Raw genomic sequence first — 20,452 nt, forward strand, 5'->3', positions numbered from 1 at the left:
GCGATGTGCGCTGGTGTTCGCTCGGGCGATCGTCTCCGACACGAAAATCCCTCTGCCGGCACGGCCGATGAGCTCACCACTTTCGATCATGGTGCCGACGGCGCGCCTGCCTGTCACCTGGGAGGCCAGCGTCAGGGGTGGCGGAGTTCTAGCGTCGGGCCACGTCGATGATGATCACGGTGACGTTGTCGTGTCCACCCTGTCGGATCGCCAGGGCCACGAGTTGGTCGGCGATGTCCCCGGGGTTGTCGTCGGAGTCGAGCACTGCTCGTATCTGCTCGTGTGGCACGTACGAACTCAGTCCGTCAGAGCACAACAGGAATCGGTCGCCGGGATGGAGTTGGAGCGGTGTCAGGTCGGCCGACCGGCCGTCGTCCCGTCCGTCGAGGAAGCGGGCCAGCTTCTGGGGAAGATTGGGCACCTCTTCAGCGCCGGCAACGAGGTGTTCGTAGGTGTGATCCTCACTGATCTGGACCATGACATTGTCGCGGGAGCCGTGGCGTCGGATCAGGTAGGCGCGGGAGTCCCCGACGTTCGCGACGACCGCATGACTGCCGGACCGAAGCAGGGCGACAAGCGTGGTCCCCATCCCCGCCAGCTTCGGATCCTCGCGGATCTTCCGGCGTAACGCCTCGCTCGCTTCGCTGACCGCCCGCCCCAAGAAGCCGGCAAGCTCCTCCGGATCCACCGGGCGGTCGTACGCCTTCATGGCGGCGATGGCTGTGCTGCTCGCGATGTCACCGGCGACGTGGCCGCCGAGGCCGTCCGCGACGACGTAGAGCCACTGCCCCTGACTGTGGGAGTCCTCGTTTCGTTTGCGGACGAGGCCCTGGTGCGTCCGGCTGGCGGCTTCGACAGTGCGGGCGACGGTCATGACTCGCCTCCCGGCCCGGCGTCGGGCCACGGCTGCTTGGCGTTATCGGCGCGGCGCAGGATGTGGACCGTTTCGACTCGGTCGCTCGCCACGACGTACTCGGTCACCTCGACCGGCTTCTCATCACCGCCGGAGGTGCCGACCCGCACGATCTCCAGTACGGGCAGGTTGGTGGGGATCTCCAGGAGCGCTGCCTCGTCCTTGCTGGGCATCCGGGCGCGGTGGATCTCCATCCAACTGATGGGCCAGTGGCCGGCGGTCTCGATGCGGTGCAGCCACTCGCCCGCGGCGGGGTTCGCGTCCAGGTCAGCGACGACGTCGGCGACACGTGGGTGAATCCACGAGATGTTGATCTGGAATGGGGCTTCGGACGCCGGCCCGGTAACCCGAAACCGGCGCAGCACCTCGGTGCCACGGTCGACGCCGAGAAGCTTGGCGATGCGGGGATCGTCCAGCGGGACCGGGGCACTGACGGCCTCGCCGTGGCGAACCCACACCTCCTGGCTGCTTGCCGAAGGAAACGAGTATCCGGTTGCCTGCTCGTTGCGCTTGACCAGGTCACCGCGCGGTCGACGTGGGCGCATGGTGCCGTACCGAACGGCGATGCCGCGCCCCTGGACGGCCCACAGGTAGCCCTCGGTCTCCAGCAGGGCGATGGCCCGGCCGACGGTGTCGCGGTTGGCGTCGTACTCGGCGGCGAGATCGTTGAGGGTTGGAAGCCGCGCACCCGGCTCCCAGTCGCCGGCCTCGATCCGCTCCCGGAGCATGGACGCGATGTTCAGGTAGCGCGAGTGCACCGGCACGTTTACACCCTTCCGGTTGTCCCATGACAATCCTTGACTCTGCACCAGATTGTCCCCACACTATCTTGCATAGATTGTCCCAAGACAATCTGGCGGGGGAGGGCTTGACGGTCGGGTCACCCGTCGAGACCGGCGCATCGGGGTACCTCAGGAGGAGGGTGTACGTGACTGAATATCGTGGCGAGCCACAAGAGCTGCGGAGCGCGAGCGAACCGTCGATGCACGAGATTCCAACGGTTGTCGTGGCTGATGTGCCGCAGGTCTTCGTTCTCATCAGGGATGAGGAGGTGGTCGGCTACCTCTTCGACCTTCCGTCCGGAGCGGTGGCCATCCTCGATGGTGCGCGGGAGATCTTCCGATCGGACTGTCTGGAGGACTTCACCAGATTCTTCGGCCCCCGGCTGGATCTGGACATCGCGAAGGTCAGGCAAGACTCCTGAACGCGGCTCGCCCAGGTGTTCGCCCTGCTTTGGGGGCATCGGGAAAACTTGATCTAGGCGTGGCCCGCAGATCGTGATCTTATACGCACCGGCGATCCGTAACACCGTGCAAACCGTCGATTAACCGTCGGCGGCTTAGGTGGGGGAGCGCTTCCATGAGCGGATCGCGGTCGAGGAACAGCTCCACAAGGGAGCCATCGAAAGGAGCCTCGTGGCTACAGGCACGAGCGGAAACAGGCTGCGACGACTGGCGATACCGTCGCTGATCGTCGCGCTGATCACCGGCACCACAGGCGTCGCGGGACCGGCGTCGGCGGCACCGGCGGGGCCAGCGGGCAGCGGCACCAGCTACTTCACCGCTGGGCAGGACAAGAAGGTCACCCTGACCGACGGGGCCGATCGCCGACCCGGCGGCCGGAACGCGGCAGGCCAACGGGCCGCGGTGGACGAGACCGGTTCGGGCACGTACATCGTCGAGCTGGCCGAGGACCCGCTGACCGCGTACACCGGCGGTGTTGCCGGACTGGCGCGGACCCGTCCGGAGGCCGGCGACCGGCTGGACGCGACGTCGGCACCCGCGCGGGCGTACCGCGGACACCTCGACGCGCAGCGCAAGGCCGTCGCGGACGCCGCCGGCGTCACGGTCAAGGCGGCGTACACCGCCGCCTTCAACGGGTTCTCGGCGAAGCTGACCGCGCAGCAGGCGACCACCCTGCGGGCGGACAAGCGAGTCCGCGCGGTGACCGCCGCGCGGGCCCTCGGCACTCCGACGCCGCCGCCCACCGCGCCGTCGCCGACCGCCCCGAGCGCCGGGGCCCCGGGCGCCACCACTCCGGCCGCGCCGGAGCAGGGCCCGGCGGGAGGTCCGCCCGGCAAGCCGGTCAAGCCCGGTCCCGGTACGGGCGCGGGCATGGTGATCGGCGTCCTGGACACCGGCATCTGGCCGGAGAGCGCGTCGTTCGCCAAGAAGATGCCGGCCCCCCCGACCTGGCACGGCACCTGCCAGACCGGTGTCGCCTTCGTGGCCGAGCACTGCAACGGCAAGATCGTCGGCGCCCGGTACTTCGCCGACACGTGGCTCGCCGACGGCGGCTCGGTGCCCGACAGTGAGGTGCTGTCCCCCCGCGACATGTCGGGGCACGGCACGCACACCGCCTCCACGGCCGCCGGTCTGCCGATTCCGAACGTCACGATCGACGGTCGGCGCTTCGGCCCGGTCTCCGGGGTGGCGCCGGACGCCCAGATCGCCGTCTACAAGGTGCTCTGGAGCGGCATGGGCTACGACGCCGACATCATCGCCGGCATCGACGCCGCGGTCGCCGACGGCGTGCAGGTCCTGAACTTCTCGATCGGCAGCGACCTGGGCGACTGGGAGGCCAACACCCCCATCGGCACCGCCTTCCTCAACGCCACGCTGGCGGGAGTCTTCGTGGCGGCGTCGGCCGGCAACACCGGCATCGTGAGCGGGGCGATCAGCAACGCGGCACCCTGGGTGACCACTGTCGGCGCGGCGGTGACGAACCTCGACGAGGCCACCGTCAAGCTGGGCGACGGCACGAAGCTCGTGGGTGGCTCGCTGGACGCGCTGCCCGGCGGCGCCTCGCGGCCGATGGTCTTCGGCGAGCAGGCCGGTACGCCGGATCTGGGCGCGGTCTACTGCGAACCGGGCAGCCTCGACCCCGCCAAGATCAAGGGCAAGGTCGTCGCGTGCGCGCTGTCCGACATGTTCGGTTCCGCCGCCGAGATCAAGGCCAAGGGCGGAGCGGCGATGGTGGTGTTCGACCCGGTCGGCAACTACCGGATCAACTCCATCTTCAACTTCCCGGTCGTCTACCTGCCGACCGAGAAGCAGGCCGGCACGCTGTTCAACTACCTGATGCGCCACCCCACCGACGCGACGGTGTCCCTGCGCAGCGGTGGTGACGGCTCCAGCGTCCCGGGCGTGCCCAGCGTCGCGGACTTCTCCTCCACCGGCCCGACCGGTGTGGCCCTCGGCGTCTCCAAGCCGGACCTGGTCGCACCGGGCTCGGACATCATCGCCGCGGTCTCGCCCGCGGGCAACTTCGGGCGGGCGTACGACGCGTACTCCGGCACCTCGATGGCCTCACCGTACGTCGCCGGCGCGGCCGCCGTTCTGCGGGCCACGCATCCGACCTGGTCGCCGGGCCGGGTCGCCTCGGCACTGCGCACCACCGCCACCGACACGGTCGGCACCAGCAGCCCCCTGGACCAGGGCAGCGGTTTCATCAACCTGGCCGGGGCCACCGATCCCGGGCTGGTCATCGAGCCGACCGCGGCCGACCTGGTCGCCTACAGCGAGACGGCCGAGCCGGACGGCAAGGAGCTCAACCTGCCGGCCATCTCGCTGCGCGAGTACGACGGGACCCGCCCGGTGACACTCACCCGCACCCTGACCAACGTGGGCAGGGAGCGGGAGACCTACCGCTCGTCGGTGTCCGGTCTGAACGGCATGAAGGTCACCGTGTCGCCGGCCTCGGTGACTGTGGCGCCCGGCAGGTCCGCGACAGTGACCATCACGATGCGGCGCGGCAGCGCGCCCTGGGACCGGTACGTGACCGGGTCGATCGGCTGGCGCGGCAAGGCCCACAGTGCCCGGATCCCGGTCACCGCCCGTCCGTGGGGCGTCATGCCCCGACCGTACGGGGACGACGGGGAGGAGTTCGGCCGGATGACCAGCGGTGCGTCCGGCCTGGTCCAGCCCGGCTTCACCGGACCGCTCACCGGTCGCAGCACCGGCTACACGCCGATGCGGCGCGAGTCGTACTCGATCCCGGCGGGTGTCTACGGCGGCGTTTTCGACCCGAAGGCCGCCGGCGTGAAGAAGTTCGACTTCACAGTGCCGGCGAACACCGCAGGCATCGTGGTCGAGACCAACGCCGACGACCCGAACACCAACCTGGACCTCTACCTGTACCGGGGCGACAAGCTGATCTACAGCAGTGACAGGTACTGGACCAGCACGGAGCAGGCGTACAAGTTCCTGCCCGAGCCGGGGCGTTACACAGCGTACGTGTTCGCACAGTTCCCCGGTGGTCCGGTCGTCGACTTCCAGTTCGGTCACGCCATCCTCGGCCGCAACGCGAAGTACACGGGTGCCACGCTGACGCTTCCCCGCACGGTGGAGCGCGGCTCGTCGCAGCAGTTCACGTTGAAGCCGAACAAGCCGCTGCCCGCCGGCGACTTCTGGGCGTACACCGAGTACAGCAGCACCAACGGAACGGTCATCCCCGGCAACCTCGTCTACACCCAGCAGAGTGCCTGGGAGTAACGGGTAGCTGAGCGTGGGGCGGTGCCGAGCGCACCGCCCCACGGTCCTTTCCGGCGGGCCTGTGCAAGCCCACCCCCCGGAGCAGCGACCGGCGCTGGCCGGCGTCTCCAGCTACGGCGCGGTGGCCCGCAAACCCTGACCCGGAAAGCCCGACCAGGCTTCCTCGTCTCACGCCGAGCTTCGTCGCTGTCAGCAGAAAGAAGCGTGCCACCCGCCGGCCACCCGCTAGCGTCGCCTGATGGATCTCACCCAGGTCAGCCCCACTGTCTGGCAGTTGGCCTTCCCACTCGGGCACGTCCACCTCGTGCGCCTGCCGGACGGTTACGCCCTGATCGACACCGCCGTTCCGGGGTCGGCCCCCACGATCCTCAATGCCCTGGCGCGGCTTGGCGGCCGCTCGCCGGACCTGCGGCAGATAGTGCTGACTCACTCCCACATCGACCACATGGGCTCTGCCGCGGATCTCGTCGAGGCCACCGGCGCCCGGGTCCTGGCTGGTGCACTGGACGTCCCGTTCATCAGTGGCACAGAACCCGAACCCGAGCCGGCGTACACCGCCCCGGAACGCGTGCTGCACGAGCAGATCATGGCGAGCTTCTCCGAAGCGGAGCAGCGGCCCCGACACCATGTGCCGGTGGATGTGGAACTGCACGACGGAGACACCATTGACGACTGGGGCGAGCCGGTCCGCGTCCTGCACGTGCCCGGACACACCCCCGGAAGCATCGCACTCCACCTCGCCTCCAGCGGCGTGCTGTTCCCCGGTGACATCATCGCCACCACGGAGGGCCGCGCGATCCTCGGCCCGTTCAACGTGGACAGAGATCAGGCCATCGCCTCCTTCCGGCGGTTGGCGTCGCTGGAGGTGGAGGCGTTGTGCGTTCCGCACGGCGAGCCGGTGTTGCGGGGCGCGAGCGAGGTGCTGCGGGCGGCGGCGCCGGAGAACGACTGGCGGTGAGTTGAAGGGGTGACCCCCCGGCGGCGGCACACATGGTCAAGAATCGGCGCTGTGGAAGACGCAGACTTCTCGCGGGACTGGTCCCGGTTGCTGGACCACCTCGACCGGCAGGTGTCCTCCGGGCTGCTGTCGCCGGACACGGCGGCGCTGCCCGATCTGATGAGCGGCTACCAGGTGCCGGGGGTCAGCATCGCCGTCGGACACCTGGACGGGCGGGTGTGGGCGGCGGGGTACGGCGTCACCGGTGGCGCGACGTCGACGCCGGTGACCGCCGGCACCGCGTTCGCGGCCTGCTCGATAAGTAAGCATGTCGCCGCGTTCGGCACACTGCGACTGGTTCAGGACGGTGTGTTGGCTCTGGACGCCGACATCCGCGCGTACCTCACCTCGTGGCGCCTGCTCGACCGCGCGGGCCGCCAACCGGCGGTCACCGTACGACAGTTGCTGGCGCACACGGCGGGCCTGTCCGACACCTGGTACCGGGGCTATGCCGCGGATCGCGTCCCGTCGCTGTCGCAGGTCCTGGACGGCAGCGGCCCGACGACCACCGCACCGGTACGGTCGGCCCTGTTGCCGGGGAGCCGTTTCCGTTACTCGGGCAGCCACTACGCCGTGCTCCAACAGTTGCTGGTGGATGCGACGGGTACGCCGTTCGAGGACCTGATGCGCACGCTGGTGCTGGATCCGGTGGCGATGGCCGACAGCAGCTTCGACCAACGGTTTCCGCACCAGCGGCCGGATCTGGTGGCCCGGGGCCACCACGGCGGCGGCACCCCGGTCCCCGGCGGGTGGCGTACGCAACCGGAGCTGGCGGCGGCGGGGCTGTGGAGCACACCGACCGACCTGCTCCGGCTCGACCTCGAGATCGCCCGAGCGGCCTCGGGAGACTCGCGGCTGCTCGACCGCGACCTGGCCACCGAGATGCGCAAGCCGCAGATCCCGGGCGGCGCCTACGGGCTCGGCACCGAGGTCGACGACAGCGCCCGGCGCTTCGGACACACCGGGTCGAACGTCGGCTACACCTGCTTCTCGTACGTGTGGCCCGACAGCGGCATCGCGGTCGCGGCGATGACCAACTCCGAGGACGGCTGGGAGACGCTGGTCAGCATCCGCGCCGCCGCGGACCGTCGGTACGCCACAGGTGTCACCACCGCACCGCCCGGTGACGTGTCGGGTCGCTACCTCCTGCGCGACGACTATCCGATCGACATCGCGCTCTCCGACGGTCACCTGACCCTCTCCGCCGCTGGGCAGCGACCGGTGGTGCTGCGCGCGGACCCGGACGGTCGCTACCTCCACCCCGGACTCGACCTGGAGATCCGGTTCCTACCTGCCGACGTCCTGGAACTGCGGCAGGAGGGGGTGACGCAGACCGCGAAACGGTCGTGAGGGCGACGGGCACCAAGAGGATCTTGATTGCACTACTCTTCCCGCCATGGCCTTGAGTCCGGACCAGTTCTATGACCACGCGATCTCCGTCGCGGACGGCGAACGGCGGCTTCCGCTGTCGGCGGGCATGACCGGATGGGACATCAGCCCATTCGACCAGGACGGGTTACGCGCCGCACCGCTGCGACCCCCGGTGGTGCCCGACCCCGCGCGACACGGCGAGGATCCGGCGGAGTGCCAGAACTGCCAGGAGCGTGACGAGGGAATCTGGTTCAACGATCACTGGCGGCTGGCCCGTATCACGGGCGTGGGCGTGCCGCTGGCGCTGATGCTGTACCCGCGCGACCACTACGACATGGCCGACCTCCCCGACGATCTCGCCGCGGAGCTGGGCCTGCTGAGCACGCGGATCGTCCGCCACGTGCAGGCCCTGCCGCACATCTCGCGGGCCCACGTCTACCGCGTCGGAGACGGCGCCGCCCACCTGCACGTCTGGTTCTTCGCACGGCCCGAGGGCCAGGCGCAGCTCTTCGGATCCTGGCTGGTCGTCTGGGACGACCTCCTGCCGGAGTATCCGGCCGACATCGCCGAGGCTGACGCCGCGATCGTGGCTGACGCCCTGGTCGCCTCACACGGGGGCCGCCGAACGGCCGCCGGGTGACCGCCCGCCCGACCGGCTGATCCGGCTATTGCGCCGTGCCGGCGAGCAGCCAGACGTACAACCTGGCGGCGAGTTCGTAGGCGTTCACCCGGTGAACCTCCGACATCGGCAACGGCACCCTCAGGTGGTCGGTGCCCAGGATGGGCGCCAGGTCGTCGCGGGGAGCGCAGCCAGGCCTGCGACGTGGTCGAGGACCGCCCGCAGGCCGGGGTGCGGGTTCGCCCGGGGGAGGAGAAGCGACAGCGGGTACGCGAGCGTCGGATTCACGATCGGGATGCGGCGGAGGCCGTGGTTCGTGGGCCAGAGGTACCTGTCGCGCGAGCCGACCAGGGTTGCCACGTCGCCGGAGTCGGCGAGGATGTCGAGGAGCACCTCGTCGCCGAAGTGCGGGCCCGCCGCGTCGATGCGCAGGTCGAAGTCGGTCGCGAGCTGGTCGTAGAAGTCCGCCCACTCGCTGCGCGGCGCGATGCCCGGCACCCAGATCCGGTGCCCACGCAGCCGCTGCGGCGTCAGTGTCCGGGCGGAGGCGAGCGGGTGCCTCGGGCCGACGAGGAGTTCCAGCGGGGAGTCGAACGCGTGGACCATCCGCACGTCGCGCGGCAGCGTGGCCGGGTCGGTGACCGAGCGGAACGAGGCGTCGATGTCGCCGGCCTGGACGGCGGCGGCAGCCTCGCGCGGGTTGTCGACCCGCAGGGTCACCACGTCGAGGTTGGTTTCCGGATGTGACCGCCAGTAGTCGTGTAGGACGACTGCCTGCGCGGATCGCAGGCCGAGCACGTCGATCCGCAGGGCCCGCGAGCCCGGCCTGATCGCGGCCACGGCACGGTCGACACCGGCGACGACGTCCCGGGCGTGCGGGAGGAACGCCTGGCCGTCGAGTGTCAGCTCGACCCCTCGGGCGGTACGGGTGAACAACCGGACGTCGAGGTCACGTTCGAGGGCGGCGATCCGCTTCGACACGGCCTGTTGTGTCACGCCCAGCTCGTCGGCGGCCTGTCGCAGTTGGCCCAGCTCCGCCGCCCGGACGAACGATCGCACCGCCTCGGTATCCACGCACCCATTATGCGCATGCACAACCAGTGGTTGTGGCTCGCCGGGAAGTCGGTTGTTTGCTCCCACGGCGGTCGGTGCGGTGGGATGCCCGGGTCCGCACACCGCTTGTCGGGAGGGAGCCGCGTGCGCGTACGGTTGGGGCCCGACTTCGGGTGGCTGTGGTCGGCGTACGGTGTCAGCGCGTACGGCAGCTGGCTCGCCTTCGGGGCGTTTCCGCTGCTCGCGGTGCATGTGCTGGACTCGTCGGCATTCGCCGTGTCACTGCTGGAGGCGGCGGGGCTCGCCGTCGCGGCGATCGTCGCCGTCTCGCTCGGGCCGTGGGTCGAGCACCGCGCCAAGCGACCGGTGATGATCGCGATGGACCTGGTCCGGTTCGCGGCGATGGCCAGTGTCCCGGTCGCGTACCTTGTCGGCGTGCTGTCGTACGGTCAACTGTTGGTTGTCTCGGTGGTCTGCGGGACGGCGAGCATCGCGTTCACCGCCGCGTCCGGCGCGTACCTGAAGTATCTGGTCCGTGGTGAGCACCTCCTGGTGGCGAACGGACGGTTCGAGGGCACGACCTGGACGGCGATCGCGGCGGGCCCGCCCCTGGGCGGCGCGCTTGTCGGGTTGCTCGGCCCGGTCGTCACGGTCCTGGCCGACGCTCTCAGCTACCTGCTGTCCGCGCTCGCGGTCCTGCGCATTCGGGGCGGCGACGTCGCGGCGCCCCGCGACCGGGTCACCCGGCTGCGCCCGGCCGACCTGCCGCACGGCTGGCGACTCATCCTCGGCGACCGCGTCCTGCGGGGGCTGTTCCTCAACTCGGTGCTGGTCGGCGGACTCATCATGGCCACCGCCCCGCTGCTGGCCGTTCTCCTGCTGGGTGACTACCACATGCCGGCCTGGCAGTACGGTCTCGCGTTCGGCATCCCGGCGCTCGGCGGCTTCGTGGGTGCCCGCCTGTCCGCGCGCCTCGCGCACCGCCACGGCGGGCGCCGCGTCATTGTCGTCTCCGGGTGGCTGCGCTCGGTGTTCCCCCTCGGTCTCGCGTTCGTCCAGCCCGGCGTCCCCGGGCTGGTCACCGTGATCGTCGTCGAGAGCCTGCTGGTCACCTGCATGGGCGTCTTCAACCCGATCTACGCGACCGAACGCCTGCGACGGACTCCGGTGTCGCACACCGCCCAGGTGCTCAGCACCTGGACCGCCAGCAGCAGACTCCTCCAGGCTGTCCTGATGGTGATCTGGGGTGTGCTCGCCACCCGCACCAGCCCGCTGGCCGCGATCGCCGTCTCCGGCGTACTCCTGCTCGCCACCCCGCTGCTGCTACCCAACCGGAAGGACTGGTCGGCTCCGGAGCCGGTCCCGCCGGCCGGGGACGTCCGCGTCGGCCGGAGCGTCGGTGGATGATGGGTGGATGGAGGGACGGGCGTACCTGGCGAAGTACATTGTCGATCGACTGCCGGCCGGTGCTGGTCAGCCGCCGCACGGGCGGACGGTGGACCGTTCGGAGATCCGCGGCGTGGCGGTGGGACTGGTGGCGGCCGGTGCCCTGGCTCAGGAGGACATGGAACGCATCCTCGCCGACCTGGATCGGGAGTTGGAGCGACGTGGCCGGTTCACCCGCGTCGTGAGGCACATGTCGACCGAGAAGCGCATGTCGACCGAGGGTCGCCTGACGCCCGATCACTGGGCGCCACTGTCGGTCGAGGCCCGGCAACAGTTGGTGTTGCAGCACGGTCGTGACCGCGCGCGGTGGCAGGAGCCGGTTGTCGACCCTGCCCGGTTGCGGGAGGTGATCTCGCTGGCCGGTCGTGCGCTGACGCTTGACGCGGTGCCCGCCACGCTGATCAGCCTGGAACGCTGGTCGACGATGGTCGTGGTGAGGCTGGCGTACGCCGGCACCGACGCCCGTGACCCGGGTTCGCTGGACGGCATGCACGTCCGACTGAGTCGGTGGCGCGGGTGGGACGACGCGGGAACGCGGTACCGGGCGGGCGGCGGCAGCGGCGAAGGGCGCGGGGGGCTGTTCATGGAGACGGTGGTCTTCGAACCCGGCCCTCCGGACGAGGCGCGCACGCTGACGCTGGCGTACGACCGGGACGGTGGGTCGGAACGCCTCACAGTCGCCCTCGGCGGCCCGACGACGCCAGCCTGATCGGGAGCACTGTCGGCTCCGGGTTCACCGGTCCTTGCGCAGCAGGACCGTCACCGCCTGTCCGTCGGCCGTGCCGAAGGTGCCGTCGGTGGGATGCCCCAGTGCGGCGCCGAGAGCGCGCACGTGCAGGTCGACGACCGCCTCCACCAGGTCGGCCAGCACGGACACCGTGCCGCGGCCCTGTCGCCAACCCGCCACGCACAGGCCGAGGCCGATGATCGCCGCGGGCCACCACAGCAGGCCGAGCGCCAGATACAGCAATCCCCAGCCCACCCGTCGGGCGGCGGCGGTGAAGTCGGCCTGGGCGAGGGCGAGCGGGTCGCGGGTCTCCTCGGGCAGCAGCAACCACAGTCGGGGCCAGGCGGCGGCCAGGTCCAGGTCGTAGCAGGCCCGCACCCGTACCGCCGTGGCGAGCATGCGGTCACCGATCCAGGTCGGCCGGTCCGGCTCGGTCAACGCGATCCGGTCGCAGGCGCGGGCGAGCGCCTGGGTGTCCGGCAGCGGCCCGGTGGCGCCGTCGGCGGACCGCAACCGGCGTGCCTTGTCCCGCAGGGCGGCCTCGTAGCGGGCCACGGCGGCGTGCCACCGGCGCCGCCGCCGGCGCGTCACCGCCTCGCCGGCCCGGCCCCAGCCCTGCGTCCACAGGGCCACGACCAGGCGTTCCAGGCTCTGAGCGGCAGTCGCGGCGACGACGCTGGCCAGCACGACACCGAGGACGATCAGCAGCGCGGAGCCGGTGCCCGGGGCCGGTGACCCGAGGGCGAGCCGGTCCAGCTCCCGCGCCACCAGCCGCAGGTCCCACCAGGAGGTGTGGCCGAGTCGCACCGCCACGGCGGCCACCGCCACGAACACCACACCGGGCAGCGCCAGCCCGGCGAGCCACCGCTCCGCCAGCTTCCCCCCGAGTGAGGCGATGACCGCGTTCACCGGTCCATCCGAAAGGTCGGCAGCGGGCAGTCCCACACGGCGCAGCGCGGCGGCGGGCCGGCGTACGGCCGAGGAATCTCCACCCGGTCGCACAGGTCACCGGGGCACACCTGGACGACCTCCGGGCGGTGGCCGTGGACGCCGGCCAGTGGCAGGTAGTGGTGGCCGCGGGCGGCCGTGTCGCCACCGACCAGCCCACCGAGGCGCATCAACTCGGTCACCTCCGCGAGCACCGCGTCCACGCCCTGGTCCGACACCGGCAGGTCCCGCAGCCGCGCCAGGGCCTGGGCCGGTTCCGGCCCGAGCAGGTCGCCCACCTGCGTGATGTCCGCGCAGACCCGGGCCAGCCGGGCCGCCCGGTCGTCGTCGAGTCGCCTGTCCGGCGCCGATTGACTCATCGGCTGATTATCTCCTGTCGATGTGGTGCGCGGCTGGCAGGCTGGGGGCAACCGTGACGGGGAGGTGCGCCGGTGGGTCGCTATTCGAGAGACGCTGTCGACCAGTGGCGTCGTGCCGCGGCCAGGCAGCCGCGCGGCGACCGGCGGTGGGCCGAGGCCCAGGTGGAGCTGGGGGCCGCGCTGCTCGACAGGTACCACGCGGGCCAGGCGCGGCAGGACCTGATCGAGGCCACCGTCGTGCTGGAGGCCGCGATCCGCACGATGGCCGACTCCTTTCTGGCCGAGGAGTTGGGTACGCCGCACGGTGTTCGCGCGCTCGCCACGTACACCGACGTGCTGTTGGCCAGAGCCCGGATCGAGAGTGAGCCGCAGCTCCTGGACATCGCCGAGCGTTATCTGCGCTTCGCGGAGGACGCATCGGCCGACCTCGGCAACAGCGCGGTGCTGGGGCTGAAGACCTGCCAGATCTATCGGGTCCGGCACGACTTCGACGGCTCGGTCGACACGCTCTACCGGCTCACGGCCATCGCCAAGATGGCCGAGCGGTGGATCAGCGAGGAGCATCTGCCCGTGTTGCGGGGCATCCACGCGGAGGCGCTGTTGCGCGCCCACCAGCTCACCGGTGTGGAGGACTACGTCGACGAGGCGTTGGAGCTGGTGTCCTCGGTGGATACCACCGGGCCCAACCAGGACCAGCTCGTCCTGCTGCGAGCCCGCTGCCTGCTGGCCAGGGCTTCCGGGACCACCCACACGGCCGATGTCGAACGGGCCGTCGCGATGCTGCGCGACCACAGCCCGCAGAGCATCGACGCACGGTTCCTGGCCGGGCAGACGCTGCTCACCCTCGTCGACCGCACCGGCCGCGCCGAGTTGCTCGGCCAGGCCTGGGAGGAGTTCGCCGCCACGCTGGACACCGTCGGCGAACGCCACCCGCACCATCGGACGGCGCTCGCCAGCCTCTCCACCGTCGGCATGAAGACGCACCAGCTGACCGGCGACCTCTCCGCCCTGGAGACGGCGATCGGCCTGCTGCGCCGGGCGCTCGCCCTCTCCGTGCGCGGCGAGCCCAACCACGCGTTGTACCTGGACCAGTTGGGCTACAGCCTCCGGTTGCTCTACGACGCCACCGGGGAGCTCGCCTACCTGGAGGAGTCGCTGGTCCTGCTGCGGCGCGCGCTGGACGCCCTGCCCGCGCGTGATCCGCACCGCGCCGAGACCGGGTTGTCCATCGCCCAGGCGTTGCGGGCGACCTATCTGCGTACCGGTGAGACGGCCCTGCTCACCGAGGCCGCCGAGCGGGCGCGCGTCGCCGGCCGCACCGACTCCGGCGCCGTACCGGTCCGGATCCAGGCCTTCGACAAGGCGGCCTACACGCTCACCGCGCTGGGCCGGTGGGAGGAGGCGACGGATGCCTTCGACGAGGCCATCACACTGCTGCCCCGGTTGGCCTCCCGGGGGCGTACCCGACACGACCAGTACGCCGATCTCGGCTCGACGGCCGGGTTGGCGGCGACCGCCGCCTCCTGCGCGATCGGCGCCGGGCAGCCGGAGCGGGCCCTGGAGCTGCTGGAGCGTGGCCGGGGCCTGCTGCTGCACCAGCGGTTGACGGCCGACGGCGAGTGGGCGGCGCTGCAACGCGCCGACGGGCGTCTGGCGGGCGACTTCCAACGGATGCGCCGGGACTTCGAAGCGCCCGCCCCCGAAGCGTCTCGGCCCACCACCTTCGGCCGGGACCGGGAAACCGAGTGGAACGTGCTGCTGGCGACGATCCGGGAGCTGCCCGGCCTGGGCGACTTCCTGCGCGCGCCCAGCGCCCGGCAGTTGCTCGACCAGGTCGACGGCACGGTGATCGTGCCGATCGCGAGCGAGTTGCGCTGCGACGCGCTCATCCTGCGGCAGCACCGCGTGACGGTGCTGCCGCTGCCGGATCTGTCGCTGGCCGACGCGATGACACACCTGCGTCTGCTCCAGGACGCCACCACCACGACATACGATCCGGCGGCGGACGCGCGGAGCCGGCTGCGCGCCCAGTCGGCGCTCACCGGCGTACTGGAATGGTTGTGGCACGCCCTCGTCGGGCCGGTGCTGGAGCACGTGGACGCGCCCGGGGCGGCCGGCGAGCTGCCGCGCGTCTGGTGGTGTCCGGTCGGCCCGCTGGCGTTCTTCCCCCTGCACGCCGCCCAGGCCGGCGCCGGCCGGTCCGCCCTCGACCGGGTGGTCTCCTCCTACACCCCGACCGTGACCGCGCTCGCCCGCAAACGCACCGGGCCGCGCAGGGCCCGGCCCGACGCCCGGTCCTGCGTCGTGGCGATGCGCGCCACCCCGGGCAGCCCGGCCGCGCTGCCCAGCGCCGAACGCGAGGCCGCGTCGGCGGCGCGGGCGCTGCCCGGCGCGTGGCTCGGGCTGGACGCGGCGGCCACCCGGCAGCAGGTCCTGGACCGGCTGGCCGGCTCGGCGTACGCGCACTTCGCGTGCCACGCGGTGGCCGATCCGCACGACCCGGCGCAGGGCCGGCTACTCGTGCACGACCACCAGGACGACCCGCTCACCGTGACCGATGTGTCCCAGCTCGACCTGGACGCCGAGTTCGCCTTCCTGTCGGCCTGCGCGACCGCCCAGGCCCCGCCGACCCTCGTCGACGAGTCGCTGCACATCACCGGCGCCTTCCAACTCGCCGGGTTCCGGCACGTCATCGGCACCCTGTGGGAGATCGACGACGCGGTGTCCCTCGCCCTGACCACCGCCTTCTACCAGCACGCCGACGCGACAGGGGCGGCGGCGTACGCGCTGCACTCGGCCGTGCGGGGGCTGCGGGACCGCTATCCGCTGGCGCCGACGCTGTGGGCGGCGCACATCCACACCGGCGGCTGACCGCCGCTCATCGGGCCACCGCCCGTCGGCGTCAGCGGGTGCGCCGGACCAGCGCGCGGGCCTTCTCCGTGTGGGGATGGGTCGGGCCGTGCACGCGTTCGCATGCGGCCAGCGCGGCCCGCGCCTCCCGACCCGCCCGCGGGTCACCCTCCTCGACCAGCAGCAGGGCGAAGAGCGTGCGCATCTCCAGGGTCGCGGGATGGTCGGCGCCTCGGCCCCGTTCGCTGTCCGGCAGCGTGTCGGCCAGCAGCCGGATCGCCTCGGCCCGCCGGCCCACCCCGTCCAGTGCCCTGGCCAGGGAGTGCTGGGCGTGCAGGCGTACCCCGTCGGTGTTGCTCAGGGCCCGCCCGGCGTCGTCTGCCAGCGTCCGGGCGGCGTCGACCGCCTCGGCCGCCCGGCCGTTGTCGAGCAGGACGACGAGCAGGTTGCTGCGGGCCTGGAGCGCCACCGGGCTGGTGGCCCCCAACGTCCTGGTCATCCGCGTGGCCACGTCCCGCAGGGTTCGCTCGGCCTGCTGACTGCGGCCCCGCAGGTGCTGGAGCCCGGCCAGTTTCATGTGGCAGGCCAGGGTGTCCGCGTTGTCGCGGCCCAGCGTCCGTGCCATGCCGTCGGCGACCCGCCGCAGCAGCGGCTCGGCCTCGTCGAGGCGACCCAGCTCGATCAGCAACCAGCCCAGGTTGTTGCCGCTGCGCAGCGTCTCGGCGTCGTCGTCGCCCAGCACCCGACGCCGCGCCGCGTAGACGTCTCGTTGCACCCGTTCCGCCTCGGCGTGGGAGCCGCGCTGCCACAGCGCGAAGGCCAGGCTGTGCTTGCTGCGCAGGGTGTCCGGATGCTCCGGCCCCAACGCCGAGCTGCGCAGCCCGACGATCTCCTGGTAGACGGCCACGGCTTCGGCGACGTCGTTGCCGCGCATCAACTCCTGCGCGTAACGGGACCCCGCCTCCAACGTGCGCGCGTCGGCGGCGCCGTACTGGTCGTAGTAGGCGTGATATTGCAGCCCGAAGGCGGCCGGACCACCGATCGTCTGGGTGGTCGAGCGCCCACCCTGGGTGACGGTGATCTCGATGACCGGCCCGGACGACGTCGCCTTACGCGGTGGCTCGTCGTCGCGTTTGCGGCTTCGGTTGAACCATCTGCCCACCGCACGCACCTCCGCAGTGTCGACAACCGCACGACACGTCATCGACAGCAGACTACGTGTCGACGTCAACCGATATCGCCCGCGGCGAGAGAGTATCGACGCACGCACGTCAGGAGGTGGGCAGTGCACGTCAGTCTGGCGACGAGCGCGGGTAGGGCCGACCGGCCGAACGAGGACTTCGTCGGTGCGGTGCCCGGCGCTGTCGTCCTGCTCGACGGCGCGGGCATCCCGGAAGCCGGGTCGCTCTGCCACCACGGGGTGGTCAGGCCGGCGCCGAGGAAGAAACCGGGCCGGCCAGCTGGGGAGGACCGCCACCGGGTCGACTCCTCGCCCAGCGCGCGCCGGGTGCGGTGCCCACCCACGTAAGCTCGGCGGGTTCTGGTACGTCGTCGCTGGCCGCACGGCGTGCCGAACAGCGAACGGGCGGATGCGATGGAGGCGGGGTTGGTGGCAGTCCTACGGGTGACGACTCGCAATGCACGGTTCCAACAGTGGGAGGCGCTGTTGGGCAATCGCACCAAGCGCCAGCGCGGCGGCGAGTTCCTCGTGCAGGGCGTCCGACCCATCACGCTGGCGATCCAACTCGGGTGGCAGGTCCGTGAGCTTCTGTTCAACGCGGACGCCCACCTGTCGACCTGGGCGCGGGAGACCCTCGACGCGGCCGGCGCGACAAGGGTCGCCGTCGCCGGCGAGTTGATGGTCGAGCTGGGCGGCAAGGTGGAGGGCGCCCCGGAGCTGCTCGCCGTGGTGGCGTTGCCCGACGACGACCTCCGTCGCATCCCGACGGGCCCCGGCCTGCTCCCTGTCGTCTTCGACCGGCCGACCAGCCCCGGCAACATCGGGACGCTGATCCGATCGGCGGACGCTTTCGGCGCGAGCGGCGTCGTCATCACCGGCCATGCCGCCGACGTCTACGACCCCAAAGCCGTACGCGCCAGCACGGGTTCGCTGTTCTCGGTGCCCGTCGTGCGCGTGCCCGGACACCGGCCGGTCCTCGACTGGGTCGCGGCCATCCGGGCCGACGGCGTCGAGGTGCGGGTGGTGGGCACCGACGAGAGCGGGGCGGTGGAGGCGACCCAGTACGACTTCACCCAGCCGACCCTGCTGGTGATCGGAAACGAGACCTCCGGCCTCAGCTCGGCGTGGCGCGATGCCTGCGACCACCTGATCCGGATCCCCATGGTGGGCATGGCCAGCTCCCTGAACGCCGCCACCGCCGGATCCGTCGTCCTGTACGAGGCGGCACGCCAACGGGCCGGCGGGGGGCGCGTCAGGCGATGAGTCGGTCGAGCAGGTCGAACTGGTCGTACGGCTGGTCGTAGTCGCCGAAGTGCCCGTCGTCGCGCACGATCTGGGTGCCGCCGAGCCGGTCGAACATGGCGCGTCCCTGGCTGTCGTCGCAGCCGTACGGATCCTTGCGTGAGTTGATGAAGGAGATGTCGCGCACGTGCGCCCGGATCGCGGCCCAGTCGTAGCTCTGCTGTAGGACTGGTTCCTCGCTCGTGTTGGGCGGGGTGCAGTAGCCGGCGACCAGGATCGCCTGGGCAACTGTCACCTCGACGTGCTCCAGGAGCGCCAGGAGGAGCGCCGCGCCGCCGGAATGGCCCACCAGGACCGTGTCCTCGTCGAAGCGGTGCGCGTCGAGCACCTTCGGCAGGAACGTGGCGATCGGCTCGACGTTGAGGTCGGGGAGGTGCGGCACCTCGACGGCGTAGCCCCGGGCCGCCAACCGCCCGGCCAGCCAGCGGTACCAACACACATCCGGGTTGCCGCCGGTCCCGTGGAAGATGATCGCTCTGCGCCCCACAGTGCCCCCTTCGGATCGAGGGTCTGATCAAACCACGCCCCTGTGACACCGTCAGGCCAGCGGCACCTGCTCGGCCCGGTCGCCGTCGCCCCCGGAGTGGACCCCGACGGGCGTGGCGATCGGGGCGGTGACGATCCGGCTGGGCAGCACCGGCGCGTCCCGGCCCGTGCCGCGCCGGTCGCCGCCGGCGGACTGCTCGTGGTAGTCCTGCTCGACGTTGACCGTCCAGACGTCATGCGTACTACCGGTGGCGATGTTCTCGACGGTGAGCATCGCGGTCAGCATCGAGTGGTCCTGGTTGTTGTAGCGGTGCATGCCGTTGCGCCCCACCGGGTGCACGTTCGGCACCGCCTCGGCCAGCCACGCCCGGATCACGTCCACGTTGTGCTGGTAGCGCTCGTCGTACACCGGGTAGGCCTTGGGCATCCGCACGACGTAGCCGGCCTCCACCACGCCGGGCCGGGCCAACCCCAACCCCTCCAGCTCCGCGGTGCCCAGGGCCACGAGGTCGGCATCGGGGGTACGCCACATCTCGTCGTCCTCGAACACGAAGTACTCCAGGCCCAGGCAGGTGCGGCCGTCCTTGACGAGGTACGGCGACCAGGAGCCGAAGTTCTGGATCCGACCCACCCGCACCCCCGGGTCGTGCACGTAGATCCAGTTGTCCGGAAACGAGAACTCCGCCGGCACCACGAGCGCGACCGTCAGGAAGTCGCGGTAGCGCAGGTCGGCGGCGCAGGCCAGCACCTCCGGCGGCGCCGCCGGGCGCAGGACGGACACCAGCTCCGAGATCGGCATCGACGAGATCACGTGGTCGGCCGGTTCGGTACGCTGCCCGCCCGCGCCGTTGACCGTCACGCTGATCGCCCGCCGTCGCGCCGGGTCGCGGTGCACAGCGGTGACCCAACTGCCGGTGGTCAGGTGCCCGCCCCGCTCGCGGACCCGCTCGGCGCAGCGCTCCCACATCATCCCCGGCCCGTACTTCGGGTACTGGAACTCCTCGATCAGGCTTGTCACGTCCGTGCGCCGGCGGCTCGGCAGCACGGCGTTGCGGATCGCCGTGGCCAGCGACAGGTTCTTGATCCGCTGCGCGGCCCAGTCGGCCCGCAACCGGTCGGCCGGCATCCCCCAGACCTTCTCCGTGTACGTCTTGAAGAAGATCGAATACAGGCGCCAGCCGAACCGGGCCGACACCCAGCCCTCGAAGTGCGACTGGTCCCGTGGTGGCCGGAGCCGGGCGCGGGCGTACGAGCCGAGGCAGCGGGCCGCCTCCGTCAGCCCCAGGTTGCGCAGCGCGTTCATCGCGCTGAGCGGGTAGTTGAACAGCGCACCCCGGTAGAAGATCCGGCTCATCCGGGGCCGGGTCAGGAAGTCCTCGTCGGGCAGGATCTCGTGCCAGAACGCCTCCACCCGAGGCACCTTCGTGAAGAACCGGTGCCCGCCGATGTCGAAGCGCCACCCGTCGCGTTCCACGGTCCGGCTGATCCCGCCGACCACCTCGTCGGCCTCGAAGACCCGAACCGTCCGGCCGTGCCGGAGCAGCTCGTACGCCGCCGTGAGCCCCGCCGGCCCCGCCCCGATGACCACCGTGCCGTGCTGCTCGCTGCTTCCCACCGTCGTCGGAAGCGCCGTGCCTACCCGCTCTGCGTCGAATGTCACTGCTGGTCAACGATCGATTCCGCTCCGGAGTGGCGTCTGGCGGCGGAC

The 20,452-nt window shown here is 71.3% G+C and carries 18 protein-coding genes; 10 read left to right on the top strand and 8 right to left on the bottom strand.

Features of this window, described 5'->3' with window-relative positions:
- Positions 1-148: 148 nt before the first annotated feature.
- Both AB0A95_RS19200 and AB0A95_RS19205 read right to left on the bottom strand, forming a co-directional pair.
- On the bottom strand, positions 149-874 hold the full coding sequence (locus AB0A95_RS19200) for a protein phosphatase 2C domain-containing protein (RefSeq protein ID WP_357557078.1): 726 nt from the start codon (positions 872-874) through the stop codon (positions 149-151).
- Positions 871-1,722, bottom strand: a complete 852-nt coding sequence (locus AB0A95_RS19205; RefSeq protein WP_357557079.1) for a GntR family transcriptional regulator — start codon at positions 1,720-1,722, stop codon at positions 871-873. Before AB0A95_RS19205 ends, AB0A95_RS19200 begins: the two co-directional genes overlap by 4 nt.
- 119 nt (positions 1,723-1,841) lie before the next feature.
- Here AB0A95_RS19205 and AB0A95_RS19210 point away from each other — a divergent pair, with 119 nt between their 5' ends.
- The 5 genes from AB0A95_RS19210 to AB0A95_RS19230 all read left to right on the top strand — a co-directional run bounded on the left by AB0A95_RS19210 (position 1,842) and on the right by AB0A95_RS19230 (position 8,414).
- On the top strand, positions 1,842-2,117 hold the full coding sequence (locus AB0A95_RS19210; protein ID WP_357557080.1) for a hypothetical protein: 276 nt from the start codon (positions 1,842-1,844) through the stop codon (positions 2,115-2,117).
- A 211-nt stretch (positions 2,118-2,328) separates the two neighbouring features.
- The gene (locus AB0A95_RS19215; RefSeq protein WP_357557081.1) at positions 2,329-5,406 is read left to right on the top strand and encodes a S8 family serine peptidase; all 3,078 of its coding nucleotides are present in this window, start codon (positions 2,329-2,331) and stop codon (positions 5,404-5,406) included.
- A 238-nt stretch (positions 5,407-5,644) separates the two neighbouring features.
- The gene (locus tag AB0A95_RS19220; protein WP_357557082.1) at positions 5,645-6,364 is read left to right on the top strand and encodes an MBL fold metallo-hydrolase; all 720 of its coding nucleotides are present in this window, start codon (positions 5,645-5,647) and stop codon (positions 6,362-6,364) included.
- 51 nt (positions 6,365-6,415) lie between these two features.
- Positions 6,416-7,753: a serine hydrolase domain-containing protein gene (locus tag AB0A95_RS19225; RefSeq protein ID WP_357557083.1), complete on the top strand. Its 1,338-nt coding sequence runs from the start codon at positions 6,416-6,418 to the stop codon at positions 7,751-7,753.
- A gap of 46 nt (positions 7,754-7,799) precedes the next feature.
- Entirely contained in the window at positions 7,800-8,414 is a 615-nt protein-coding gene (locus tag AB0A95_RS19230) for a hypothetical protein (protein ID WP_357557084.1), read from the top strand.
- A 120-nt stretch (positions 8,415-8,534) separates the two neighbouring features.
- Here the strand turns inward: AB0A95_RS19230 and AB0A95_RS19235 are convergent, their stop codons facing one another.
- The gene (locus AB0A95_RS19235) at positions 8,535-9,467 is read right to left on the bottom strand and encodes a LysR family transcriptional regulator (RefSeq protein WP_357557085.1); all 933 of its coding nucleotides are present in this window, start codon (positions 9,465-9,467) and stop codon (positions 8,535-8,537) included.
- Between the two features lie 123 nt (positions 9,468-9,590).
- On the opposite strand from AB0A95_RS19235, the gene AB0A95_RS19240 reads away from it, so the two are divergent.
- Positions 9,591-10,853: an MFS transporter gene (locus tag AB0A95_RS19240; RefSeq protein ID WP_357557086.1), complete on the top strand. Its 1,263-nt coding sequence runs from the start codon at positions 9,591-9,593 to the stop codon at positions 10,851-10,853.
- Between the two features lie 7 nt (positions 10,854-10,860).
- Positions 10,861-11,601: a hypothetical protein gene (locus AB0A95_RS19245; RefSeq protein WP_357557087.1), complete on the top strand. Its 741-nt coding sequence runs from the start codon at positions 10,861-10,863 to the stop codon at positions 11,599-11,601.
- Positions 11,602-11,625: 24 nt separating this feature from the next.
- Here the strand turns inward: AB0A95_RS19245 and AB0A95_RS19250 are convergent, their stop codons facing one another.
- On the bottom strand, positions 11,626-12,528 hold the full coding sequence (locus tag AB0A95_RS19250; RefSeq protein WP_357557088.1) for a hypothetical protein: 903 nt from the start codon (positions 12,526-12,528) through the stop codon (positions 11,626-11,628).
- A complete protein-coding gene (locus AB0A95_RS19255) occupies positions 12,525-12,926 on the bottom strand; it encodes a hypothetical protein (protein ID WP_357557089.1) in 402 nt (133 codons plus the stop codon). The genes AB0A95_RS19250 and AB0A95_RS19255 overlap by 4 nt, the downstream gene beginning before the upstream one ends.
- 72 nt (positions 12,927-12,998) lie before the next feature.
- Between AB0A95_RS19255 and AB0A95_RS19260 the strand changes: the two genes are divergently transcribed.
- Positions 12,999-15,797 (top strand): CHAT domain-containing protein, encoded by a 2,799-nt coding sequence (locus AB0A95_RS19260; protein ID WP_357557090.1) that lies wholly within the window; start codon positions 12,999-13,001, stop codon positions 15,795-15,797.
- Positions 15,798-15,828: 31 nt separating this feature from the next.
- Here AB0A95_RS19260 and AB0A95_RS19265 read toward each other — a convergent pair whose 3' ends face one another.
- Positions 15,829-16,938 carry a tetratricopeptide repeat protein gene (locus AB0A95_RS19265; protein ID WP_357557092.1) on the bottom strand — a complete coding sequence of 370 codons (1,110 nt, stop codon included), beginning with the start codon at positions 16,936-16,938 and terminating at the stop codon, positions 15,829-15,831.
- Positions 16,939-17,061: 123 nt separating this feature from the next.
- Here AB0A95_RS19265 and AB0A95_RS19270 point away from each other — a divergent pair, with 123 nt between their 5' ends.
- A complete protein-coding gene (locus tag AB0A95_RS19270; RefSeq protein WP_357557093.1) occupies positions 17,062-17,304 on the top strand; it encodes a hypothetical protein in 243 nt (80 codons plus the stop codon).
- A gap of 78 nt (positions 17,305-17,382) precedes the next feature.
- Positions 17,383-18,219, top strand: a complete 837-nt coding sequence (locus tag AB0A95_RS19275) for a TrmH family RNA methyltransferase (protein WP_357557094.1) — start codon at positions 17,383-17,385, stop codon at positions 18,217-18,219.
- On the opposite strand, the gene AB0A95_RS19280 is transcribed toward AB0A95_RS19275, so the two are convergent.
- Both AB0A95_RS19280 and AB0A95_RS19285 read right to left on the bottom strand, forming a co-directional pair.
- Positions 18,209-18,745 (bottom strand): alpha/beta fold hydrolase, encoded by a 537-nt coding sequence (locus tag AB0A95_RS19280; protein WP_357557095.1) that lies wholly within the window; start codon positions 18,743-18,745, stop codon positions 18,209-18,211. The two genes, AB0A95_RS19275 and AB0A95_RS19280, sit on opposite strands and share 11 nt — an antisense overlap.
- A gap of 51 nt (positions 18,746-18,796) precedes the next feature.
- Entirely contained in the window at positions 18,797-20,359 is a 1,563-nt protein-coding gene (locus AB0A95_RS19285) for an NAD(P)/FAD-dependent oxidoreductase (RefSeq protein ID WP_357557114.1), read from the bottom strand.
- Positions 20,360-20,452: the final 93 nt, after the last annotated feature.

The organism is Micromonospora sp. NPDC049230 (assembly GCF_040647875.1).
GTDB lineage: Bacteria > Actinomycetota > Actinomycetes > Mycobacteriales > Micromonosporaceae > Micromonospora.

Coding starts and splice junctions, on each gene's coding strand:
- AB0A95_RS19200 (WP_357557078.1), bottom strand. CDS start 874: ATGACCGTCGCCCGCACTGTCGAAGCCGCCAGCCGGACGCACCAGGGC.
- AB0A95_RS19220 (WP_357557082.1), top strand. CDS start 5,645: ATGGATCTCACCCAGGTCAGCCCCACTGTCTGGCAGTTGGCCTTCCCA.
- AB0A95_RS19230 (WP_357557084.1), top strand. CDS start 7,800: ATGGCCTTGAGTCCGGACCAGTTCTATGACCACGCGATCTCCGTCGCG.
- AB0A95_RS19245 (WP_357557087.1), top strand. CDS start 10,861: ATGGAGGGACGGGCGTACCTGGCGAAGTACATTGTCGATCGACTGCCG.
- AB0A95_RS19255 (WP_357557089.1), bottom strand. CDS start 12,926: ATGAGTCAATCGGCGCCGGACAGGCGACTCGACGACGACCGGGCGGCC.